This is a genomic window from Archangium sp. (genome assembly GCF_036389735.1).
GTDB lineage: Bacteria > Myxococcota > Myxococcia > Myxococcales > Myxococcaceae > Archangium.
In genome coordinates, this window is the sequence record NZ_DASVWK010000326.1 from 1 (window position 1) to 5,495 (window position 5,495).

The following is a 5,495-nucleotide window of genomic DNA, read 5'->3' on the forward strand; positions in this document are numbered from 1 at the left end:
CGGTTACGTCGAGATGCTCGTTTTCGCTGCAACCCTCGTGGTGGGCCTTATCTACATCTGGAAGAAGGGCGCCCTCGAGTGGGAGCACTGAGGAACCATGGCTGAGACCGATATCGCACCTGTATTGACCACCCGCCGGGACGACGCCATGGGCTTCGTCGAGCGGTTGGTGTCCAAGGGCCTGGGTTGGGCGCGCAAGTACTCGCTCTTCACCTACCCGTTCGCCACGGCGTGCTGCGGCATGGAGTTCATGTCCGTGGCCTCCAGCCGTCACGACATCGCCCGTTTCGGCGCCGAGTTCCCCCGGTTCTCGCCGCGTCAGGCGGACATGCTGATGGTGATCGGCACCATCAACCAGAAGCAGGCGCCCATCCTCAAGCGCGTGTACGAGCAGATGTGCGAGCCCAAGTGGGTCGTCGCCTTCGGCGTGTGCGCCTCGTCGGGCGGCTTCTACGACAACTACGCGGTGCTCCAGGGCATCGATCGCATCATCCCGGTGGACGTCTACATCCCCGGCTGCCCGCCGCGCCCCGAGCAGGTGCTCGACGGCCTCAAGCTGCTCCAGGACAAGATCGGCAACCAGACGCACCGCATCGGTCACCGCAGCCCGGCCCCGCACGACCTGCTGGGCGGCCAGTACAACTTGAGCAAGTAGGCACCCGCGCACCCTCCAGGTGCCGGCCCAGGGCCCCGCGAGCCTCTTCGGAGGCGGCGGGGCCCTCGCTTTCTACCAGCGGTGATACGCCGGGTGTCCCGGCTTCACCGCCACGAAGGTGCCGCGGCAGGTGGCGCACACCTTGCCCCCCGCGGTGAGCGTCCCCTCGACGATGACCTTGTCGCCCTCGATGGAGACGGGCTTCGCCTCCAGGTGCAGCGGACCGAGGGGCGTGGGGCGCTTGAGCTGGATGGAGTACTCGGCGGTGACGGTGCACGGCGGGGTGTCCAGGCCGCGCTCCTTCATCAGCGAGTAGGTCGCCGTCCAGTTGCAGTGACAATCCAGCAACGAGCCGATGATCCCCCCGTTCACCACGCCGGGGAAGGCCTGGTGGTGCTCGGCCGGGGTCCAATCGGCGACGACGAGGTCCCCCTCCACGATGCTGCGGATGTGCAGGCCCTGGGGGTTGGCGGGGCCACAGCCGAAGCAGGCGAGGTTGGGGGCGAAGCGTTCCTGGAGACTCTCGGGAGAAGTCGTGGACATGGCGCCACCATAACGCCGCCCTTCCCTCTTGGGACGGACGGCGGGCAGGCAGGCTCGCGAAAAATGCAGGGACGGAAAGTACGTGCGAGGATGCACGCGAGTGGACGAGTCCAGGCAGACACGCGGCGCTCTCGCCGAGCTCCTGCGGGAGCCGGTGGGCCAGGCCATCGAAGCCGAGCGCCGGCACAACGCCGTGCGACTGGCGGTGATGCGCTTGCTGGGCGTGTCCGCCATCCTGGCCATCATCGGGTACCTGGCCCGGGTGCAGGGGCTGGCGGACTGGGAGGTGTACCTCCTGCCCTTCACCGCCTACTGGCTGTGCACCGTGGCCACGGTGGTGGGCGTGCTGCGCTCGGGGCAGGTGGCGAGCTGGGCCGGCCTGTCGCTCGCGGTGGTGGACGTGCCGGCCATCTACTGGCTCCAACACGTGGCCCTCCCCGTCTCTCCCTCACCGGGAGGTGTGGCCGGCTTCACGCTGGGTATCTACGCCTGCATCATCGTCCTGTCCGCCCTGTCGCTGCGCCGCATGGTGACGTTCACCGTGACGGGGGTGGCGTCCGTGGCGGAGATCTGCCTCCAGGCCGAGGCCCACATCGGCCTGGGCGCGCGCCTGGTGGGGGCGGTGGTGCTGATGCTGACGGCGGGCGCCGCGCACTACCTCTTCCACCGCATCCGCGTGCTCGTCTCGGCGGTGACGCACGAGGAGCTCCAGCGCGCCCAACTCGGCCGCTACTTCTCCCCCGCGGTGGCCGAGCGCCTCCAGGACCTGGCCTCGCCGGTGTCCACCCCCGAGGTGCGGGAGGTGACGCTCCTCTTCGCGGACCTGCGCGGCTTCACCGCCATGAGCGAGCGGCTGGGCCCCGAGGCCGTGGTGGCCGTCCTCAACGAGTACTACGGCCGCATGGTGGAGGTGGTTTTCCGCCACGGCGGAACGCTCGACAAGTTCATCGGGGACGCACTCATGGTGTACTTCGGCGCCCCCCTGCCCGAGCCGGAGCATGCCCGGCGGGGCGTGGAGTGCGCGCTGGAGATGGTGCGCGAGCTGGAGGCCCTCAACGCCGAGCGGGCCGCCCGGGGCGAGCCCGCGCTGCGCATGGGGGTGGGGCTGCACACCGGAAGCGTGGTGCTCGGCAACATCGGCTCCGCCGCCCGGCGCCTGGAGTACACCGCCATCGGCGACACGGTGAACCTGGCCAGCCGCATCGAGCAGCTCACCAAGCAATACGGAGAGTCCGTGCTCGTCTCCCGCGACACCCGGGAGCGGGCCGGCGAGGGTTTCCTCTGGGAGGAGCTCCCCCCCACCCCCGTCGCCGGCAAGCGTGAGCCGGTGGCCACCTTCATTCCCCGGCCCGCCCCCGCACGCACAGCCAGCGGGGCGGCGGCCTGAAATGCCCGTTCCGGCGCATACGACCTTCTGACTCGCGTAAGTAGCGAGGATGGTTGAGGGATTACGTTGACGCCTGCCGGGGGGCGTCCTTATAACGCGCCGGATTACACCAGCATTGGGGCCCCTTTGAGCACTTTCGCACTGGACAGGGTCACCGCCCAGTTTCCGGAGGCGGTGGCGGAGCGCTACCTCGACCGCACTGGCGGCGCCTGGGCCGTCATCCACGCCGAGCACCTGCCGAAGGTGGCCGCGTTCCTGAAGAACGACCTGGATTTCAAGCTCTTCACCTCGATCGACGCGGTGGACCGGCTCCACCTGGCGGAGAACGATCCGCGCTTCGAGGTCGTCTATTTCGTCTACTCGCTGTCGCGGAAGGAGCACGTGCGCTTCAAGGTGCGCGTGAGCGAGGCGAAGCCCGAGCTGCCCTCCATCACGCCCATCTTCAAGGGCGCCGACTGGTGGGAGCGCTTCGTCTGGGACTTCTACGGCATCCGCTTCTCGGGACACCCGGACCTGCGCCGCGTGTTGCTGTACGAGGAGTTCCAGGGCCACCCGCTCCGCAAGGACTACGCCCTGCGCGATCGTCAGCCGCTCGTCCCCGAGCGGCCCATCAAGGACATCTTCCGCGGCCCCGGTACCAGCGGCGTCTCTTGAGCCCCCGCTCCCACCGGCACAGCCCCTTCCGAGGACACCATGGCGGATCCCCACAAGCCCGCGTCTACCCCCAACCCCGAAGCGCCCAACCCGGACATCGACGCCTACGCCCATGAGGCGGAGCTGGAGGCCCACCTCCAGACCAAGCGGATGTACGTCAACATGGGCCCCTCGCACCCCGCCATGCACGGCACGGTGCGCATGAAGGTGGAGCTCGAGGGCGAGAACATCGCCACATCCGATTGCGAGATCGGCTTCCTCCACCGCGGATTCCAGAAGAGCTGCGAGAACGTCACCTGGACCCAGTGCCTGCCCTACACGGACCGGTTGAACTACGTGTCCGCGATGATGAACAACTTCGGCTTCCTCAACGCCGTGGAGAAGCTCATCGGCCTGGAGATTCCGGAGCGCGCCCAGTACATCCGCGTCATCGGCTCGGAGCTGCACCGCATCCACGACCACCTGACGTGCGTGGGCGCCACGGGCATGGAGCTCGGTGGCTTCGCCCCGTTCCTCTTCGCCGTCGAGGCCCGTGAGCTCATCATGGATCGCGTGGCCGAGCTGACGGGCGCGCGTCTGACCACGAGCTTCGGCCGCATCGGTGGCATGAACCGCGACCTGCCCGAGGGCTGGGTGGAGCGCACCCTCAAGTCGCTGGACAAGGTGATGGAGCTCGTCGCGGAGATCGACGGGCTGCTCACGCGCAACCGCATCTTCGTGGACCGCACGAAGGACACGGGCGTCATCAGCGCCGAGGACGCCATCGACTTCGGCTGGACGGGCCCCTGCCTGCGCGCCTGCGGCATCGACTACGACATCCGCAAGACGAAGCCCTACTGGGTGTACGACCGCCTCGACTTCGACGTGCCCATCGGCGAGAAGGGCGACAACTTCGATCGCTACCTGATGCGCATCGAGGAGATGAAGCAGTCGGATCGCATCCTGCGTCAGGCGCTGAAGCAGATTCCGGCCGGCCCCATCATCCTGGACGACTGGCGCATCGCGCTGCCACCCAAGCCCGAGGTGTACGGCACCATCGAGGGCGTCATCTCCCACTTCAAGCTGGTGATGGAGGGCATCCAGGTGCCGGCCGGCGAGGTCTACGATTGCACCGAGGCCGCCAACGGCGAGCTGGGCTGGTACATGGTGAGCGACGGCGGCGGCCGGCCGTACAAGGTCCACGTCCGCGCCCCGGGCTACCCCATCCTGTCCGCCGTGCCCTACATCATCAAGGGCCAGATGCTGGCGGACCTCATTCCCACCTTTGACACGATCAACATGATCGGCGGCGAGGTCGAGCAGTGAGCGACAACGACACCAAGAAGCCCACCGGAGACTCGCAGACGCCCCCCAAGGGCTCGCCCTCCGAGACGCGCGAGGCGCCCGGCTCCACGCCCAAGCACCCGCCCGCGGGCGCGAAGCTGGACACGCCTCCGGCCGCGCACAGCGGCCCCACGGGGACTCCTCCTCCGCCCGCCGCCAAGCCGGCCGGGCCGCCCCCGCCCAAGAACCCGGGCTTCGTCACCTGCACCATCGACGGCAAGGAAGTCGTCGTGAAGCCGGGGACGAACATGGTCGAGGCGGCCAGGATGGTCGGCTCGGACATCCCCTACTTCTGCTACCACCCGCGCCTGTCCATCGCGGCCAACTGCCGCATGTGCATGGTGGAGGCCTCCAACGCCCCCAAGCTGGTGCCCGGCTGCCAGACTCCGCTCGTCGAGGGCCAGGTCATCAAGACCAACACGCCCAAGGTGAAGGAGCAGCAGCGCGCGGTGATGGAGTTCCTGCTCCTCAACCACCCGGTGGACTGCTCCATCTGCGACCAGGCCGGTGAGTGCAAGCTGCAGGACTACTACATGCGCTACGACTACCGCCCCTCGCGTCTCGAGGGCGGCAAGGTCATGAAGAACAAGCGCAAGGTGCTGGGGCCCCGCGTGGTGCTGGACCAGGAGCGCTGCATCATCTGCACGCGCTGCGTCCGCTTCATGAACGAGATTCCGAAGGAGCCGCAGCTGGGCGTCTTCGGCCGCGGCAGCCACGAGCGCATCGACGTCTTCCCGGGCAACGAGCTGAACAGCAACTACTCGCTCAACACCGTGGACATCTGCCCGGTGGGCGCGCTGCTCAGCCGCGACTACCGCTTCCGCGCCCGCTCCTGGTTCCTGTCTGCCACCCCGTCCGTGTGCACCGGCTGCTCGCGCGGCTGCAACACCTTCGCGGACTGGATGGGCCAGGAGACCTACCGCTACCGCCCGC

7 protein-coding genes are annotated in these 5,495 nt (G+C 68.2%); 6 read left to right on the plus strand and 1 reads right to left on the minus strand.

Translation table 11 applies throughout. The features are described from left to right. On the plus strand, window positions 1-91 hold a 91-nt coding region (ndhC, locus tag VF794_RS11465), incomplete at its 5' end, for an NADH-quinone oxidoreductase subunit A (protein WP_331109661.1). A 6-nt stretch (window positions 92-97) separates the two neighbouring features. Then, window positions 98-655: an NADH-quinone oxidoreductase subunit B gene (locus tag VF794_RS11470; protein WP_331109651.1), complete on the plus strand. Its 558-nt coding sequence runs from the start codon at window positions 98-100 to the stop codon at window positions 653-655. 72 nt (window positions 656-727) lie between these two features. On the opposite strand, the gene VF794_RS11475 is transcribed toward VF794_RS11470, so the two are convergent. Next, window positions 728-1,198, minus strand: a complete 471-nt coding sequence (locus VF794_RS11475; protein ID WP_331109653.1) for a PaaI family thioesterase — start codon at window positions 1,196-1,198, stop codon at window positions 728-730. A 100-nt stretch (window positions 1,199-1,298) separates the two neighbouring features. Here VF794_RS11475 and VF794_RS11480 point away from each other — a divergent pair, with 100 nt between their 5' ends. The 4 genes from VF794_RS11480 to VF794_RS11495 form a co-directional block, all read left to right on the plus strand. Next, window positions 1,299-2,585: an adenylate/guanylate cyclase domain-containing protein gene (locus tag VF794_RS11480; protein ID WP_331109655.1), complete on the plus strand. Its 1,287-nt coding sequence runs from the start codon at window positions 1,299-1,301 to the stop codon at window positions 2,583-2,585. 141 nt (window positions 2,586-2,726) lie between these two features. Then, complete coding sequence (locus tag VF794_RS11485; protein ID WP_331109663.1) at window positions 2,727-3,239, plus strand: NADH-quinone oxidoreductase subunit C; 513 nt, start codon at window positions 2,727-2,729, stop codon at window positions 3,237-3,239. Window positions 3,240-3,278: 39 nt separating this feature from the next. Then, a complete protein-coding gene (nuoD, locus tag VF794_RS11490) occupies window positions 3,279-4,544 on the plus strand; it encodes an NADH dehydrogenase (quinone) subunit D (protein ID WP_331109657.1) in 1,266 nt (421 codons plus the stop codon). Further along, on the plus strand, window positions 4,541-5,495 hold a 955-nt coding region (locus VF794_RS11495), incomplete at its 3' end, for a 2Fe-2S iron-sulfur cluster-binding protein (RefSeq protein WP_331109659.1). The genes nuoD and VF794_RS11495, both read left to right, overlap by 4 nt.

What these genes read in the sequence shown, in the direction of transcription:
- VF794_RS11470 (WP_331109651.1), top strand. Translation starts at nt 98, where the DNA reads ATGGCTGAGACCGATATCGCACCTGTATTGACCACCCGCCGGGACGAC.
- VF794_RS11475 (WP_331109653.1), bottom strand. Translation starts at nt 1,198, where the DNA reads ATGTCCACGACTTCTCCCGAGAGTCTCCAGGAACGCTTCGCCCCCAAC.
- nuoD (WP_331109657.1), top strand. Translation starts at nt 3,279, where the DNA reads ATGGCGGATCCCCACAAGCCCGCGTCTACCCCCAACCCCGAAGCGCCC.